Below are 3,645 nucleotides of genomic sequence, written 5' to 3'. Positions count from 1 at the left end.
AACAATATCCATTTCGGTGTTACGTGCTGACAACATTAAGATAAATGCTCGACGCTGTTGATAAATCCAGCGACACAGCTCCAAGCCGCTACCACCATGAATTTCAGCATCCAAGACCACCAGATTAGGCTGGCGGCTCTGAAACACATCTTTTGCCTGGTGCAAGTCAGCCGATTGGGAGACTGAATAGCCTGCCTGTTGGAGGTGCCAGCCTAACAACGATCTCAGATGAGGATTGCCTTCAACAATTTGTATATGCAAAGTTGCCACTGAGGTTAGTGTTCCTCTTCAAATTGCAGGACAAAATGACATTAGGAGAAAACGTTAGCAGAGCAATTGCTTATGGGACTGTAACTGCTGTTACCCTAGCTAATGACTTCACCCAACTTGCACTAATTCATGGCTGATTTGTAAACCTCAACTCTATAATTTACCAATTTAAATAGTGTGTCCTAATTTCTAATCTAAATGATGTATGAAGTATGTGGGTAGCTGTCACTGTCGAGCTGTGCAGTTTGAGATTGAAGCTCCAGCGACGATCGCTTGTGTCGATTGCAATTGTTCTATGTGCTCAAAGTCGGGCTTTTTGCACTTGATTCTCCCCAAATCTAAGTTCAAGCTAATTGCTGGCGAGCATAACCTGACAACTTATCGGTTCAATACGGGCATTGCCCAGCATACGTTTTGTAAAACCTGCGGTATTAAGCCATTTTATATTCCCCGATCAAACCCCGATGGCATTGATGTTAATGTCCGCTGTCTAGAACCACCACCAGTTAACCTCGTCATTGAGCCATTTGATGGACAACATTGGGAACAACATGCCCACACCCTTGCTCATCTGAGTCAAGAAGATGACCACAGCTAGTTGTGAGGGGTGTTAGCGCCACTCTGCTTTCCATGGTTTGTTGCTATTACCATTGGCAACTGGCACCTATTGCATTGCTTGCTAACTGAGATAATTTCTATGGGTATCCTGAATCCTAGGCTGCGGAAAGGACGTGGACGATCGCCGTGGTGGCTAGTTGTCTTGCTCGGTCTCGTGGTTATGGGTTTAGTAGTGGGCTGTCAGCAGCCCCGATTGCAAACTCCAACCAATAGACTTGGGGATACCTCAACGGCAGTTGTCCAGCCCTGTGTAACGAGTTACAGCCCTGATAGAGACTATTTCCCTAACAAGGTAAAGTTCAGTTATGCTCAAGGTGTTCGGGTTGACTATCACCGTCACTACAAGGTGGTGGCAGTGCCAGGGCAGATGAATCAGGCACCCATAACCTATGTGCTAGTGCAATGTGGTACGCCGATACCAACAGAGATTAAGGGTACAGTGATTACTGTGCCGATCGCCACGATCGCAGCCCTCTCTAGCACCTATCTGCCTCACCTCGATGTTTTGGGGTTATTAGACCGCTTAGTGGCAATTGATTATGTCAAGCAGATCAATAACCCGAAGGTTCGGGAGTTAGTCAAACAGGGCAAGGTGCACGAGGTTGGGGCAGATAACACGGTCAATGTGGAACAATTGCTGAATTTGGATCCTAGCTTGGTCATGACCTATCAACTCAGTGGGGCAGCAGTAGATTATACTGAGCGGCTAGCTAGGGCGGGCATGACTGTGGCAGTGAATGCAGAGTATCTAGAAACCTCTCCCCTGGGACGAGCAGAATGGTTGAAGTTTACTGCGCTGTTTTTTAATCAAGAGGCAGCGGCGAATCGAGTGTTTGCAGGTATTGTTGAGCGCTATCGTCGGATAGCGGCCATGGCAGCAAGGGTATCTGATCGTCCTACAGTGATGGCTGGTCTGGATATTGGTGGCACTTGGTATATGCCGGGTGGTAAAAGCTACATGGCTCGCTATTTCCGAGATGCAGGTGCTAACTATCTTTGGGCTGACAATCCTGCCACTGGCAGCATTCCCCTTAGTTTTGAAGCTGTGCTCGATCGGGCTTCCCAGGCTCAATTCTGGTTCACTAGCAGTCTCACCTGGCAAACTCAGGCAGATATTCTAGCCGCGGATCCACGCTATCAAAATTTTACTGCTGTGCAGACTAAGCAGGTTTTTAATAACAATGCTCGTGTGAATGCTACTGGTGGCAATGACTATTGGGAAAGCGGTATTCTGCAACCAGACGTTGTGTTGTCTGACCTCGTAAAAATTCTGCATCCTCAGTTATTGCCATCCCACCAACTTGTCTATTACCGACGACTAGAGTGATAAACGTACACTGTCTACCATGTTGAACACACAAGCACCAGTTACCTACCAGACTGTAGAGTTCATTCCCCATGCTTGATACTATTAAATCTGTTGCTAAAACGCTAGAACCACGGCTGATTGAGATTCGGCATCACCTCCACAGTCATCCTGAATTAAGTGGACAGGAGTATCAAACAGCAGCCTATGTAGCTGGGGTGTTGTCATCCTGTGGGTTGCACGTGCGGGAAGCTGTAGGCAAAGTGGGTGTGGTGGGTGATTTAATGGGCGATCGCGCCGATCGCATCCTTGCTATCCGCACAGATATGGATGCGTTACCCATTCAAGAACGAACTGGTCTGCCCTATAGCTCTAAGCAGGCTGGTGTGATGCATGCCTGTGGTCATGATGTGCACACTACGATTGGTTTAGGTACAGCAATGGTACTTTCCCAGTTGGGAACGCCATTACCGGGTGCTTATCGCTTCTTGTTCCAACCAGCGGAGGAAGTGGCTCAGGGTGCCCATTGGATGGTGCAAGATGGAGTTATGGAGGGGGTAGCTGCCATCTTAGGGTTGCATGTGTTTCCAGCTACGCCATTGGGATGTATTGGGATCCGCTATGGGGCGCTGACGGCTGCTGCCGATGACATCGAACTGACGATTATGGGCGAGTCGGGGCATGGTGCCCGTCCCCATGAGGCTGTGGATGCTATTTGGATTGCTGCCCAGGTGATTACTGCCCTGCAACAGTCTATCAGTCGCACACAAAATCCCCTGCGTCCTGTTGTCCTCACCTTTGGCACTATTCAGGGTGGACGTGCTGCTAATGTGATTGCTGATCGCGTGACCTTGACGGGCACGGTACGATCGCTGCATCCTGAAACCCACGAGCAGCTTCCGGCCTGGATTGAGCAGATCATTGCTGGTATTTGTCAGGCCTATGGTGCTACCTATAAGCTGAACTATCAACGAGTAGTGCCTTCGGTGCAAAATGATCCGGTGTTGACGCGATTGCTGGAAACTGCCGCCACGGAAGCCTGGGGTAGCGATCGGGTAAAACTCTTGCTAGAGCCATCCCTAGGGGCTGAAGACTTCTCTTGTTACCTAGCCCATGCTCCGGGCACAATGTTTCGCTTAGGTGTAGGCAAGCCTGAAGGGATAACCTATCCGCTTCACCATCCTCAATTCACTGTTGACGACTCTGCTATTTTTACGGGCGTTGTAACTATGGCTTATACAGCGTGGCGCTACTGGCAGCTTGACTAAATAGATTGCAATCTCATGCTCATGTCTAACCAAGTGGAGCGGGTAATAGGGGCACTAGTGGAAATGTAGTCTACCCCGGTTTCAGCAACATTGCGGATGTTGTCAAGGGTGATGTTGCCAGAGGCTTCGATGATGATGCGATCGCTGGCTCCCCGAATCATCGCTACTGCTTGCTGCATCATC

At 49.1% G+C, this 3,645-nt stretch carries 5 protein-coding genes; 3 read left to right on the top strand and 2 right to left on the bottom strand.

The window, feature by feature from the left end; all coding sequences use genetic code 11:
- A partial coding sequence (locus NZ772_15700) for a response regulator (protein ID MCS6814999.1) occupies positions 1-270 on the bottom strand: 270 nt, incomplete at its 3' end.
- A gap of 205 nt (positions 271-475) precedes the next feature.
- Here NZ772_15700 and NZ772_15695 point away from each other — a divergent pair.
- The 3 genes from NZ772_15695 (at position 476) to NZ772_15685 (ending at position 3,462) form a co-directional block, all read left to right on the top strand.
- Positions 476-868 carry a GFA family protein gene (locus NZ772_15695; GenBank protein MCS6814998.1) on the top strand — a complete coding sequence of 131 codons (393 nt, stop codon included), beginning with the start codon at positions 476-478 and terminating at the stop codon, positions 866-868.
- A 99-nt stretch (positions 869-967) separates the two neighbouring features.
- Complete coding sequence (locus NZ772_15690; GenBank protein MCS6814997.1) at positions 968-2,215, top strand: ABC transporter substrate-binding protein; 1,248 nt, start codon at positions 968-970, stop codon at positions 2,213-2,215.
- A gap of 71 nt (positions 2,216-2,286) precedes the next feature.
- The gene (locus NZ772_15685) at positions 2,287-3,462 is read left to right on the top strand and encodes a M20 family metallopeptidase (GenBank protein ID MCS6814996.1); all 1,176 of its coding nucleotides are present in this window, start codon (positions 2,287-2,289) and stop codon (positions 3,460-3,462) included.
- Here the strand turns inward: NZ772_15685 and NZ772_15680 are convergent.
- Positions 3,459-3,645, bottom strand: a 187-nt coding sequence (locus NZ772_15680; protein ID MCS6814995.1) for a nicotinate-nucleotide diphosphorylase (carboxylating), incomplete at its 5' end; no start/stop codon positions are given. The two genes, NZ772_15685 and NZ772_15680, sit on opposite strands and share 4 nt — an antisense overlap.

It is taken from the genome of Cyanobacteriota bacterium, from assembly GCA_025054735.1.
In the GTDB taxonomy this organism is placed as follows: domain Bacteria; phylum Cyanobacteriota; class Cyanobacteriia; order SKYG9; family SKYG9; genus SKYG9.
Note: the sequence above shows the minus strand (reverse complement) of the source record. Positions and strands in the feature narration are given on the sequence as shown.

Excerpts from the sequence above, each read along its gene's own strand:
- NZ772_15695 (MCS6814998.1), top strand. The coding sequence starts at position 476 with ATGAAGTATGTGGGTAGCTGTCACTGTCGAGCTGTGCAGTTTGAGATT.
- NZ772_15690 (MCS6814997.1), top strand. The coding sequence starts at position 968 with ATGGGTATCCTGAATCCTAGGCTGCGGAAAGGACGTGGACGATCGCCG.
- NZ772_15685 (MCS6814996.1), top strand. The coding sequence starts at position 2,287 with ATGCTTGATACTATTAAATCTGTTGCTAAAACGCTAGAACCACGGCTG.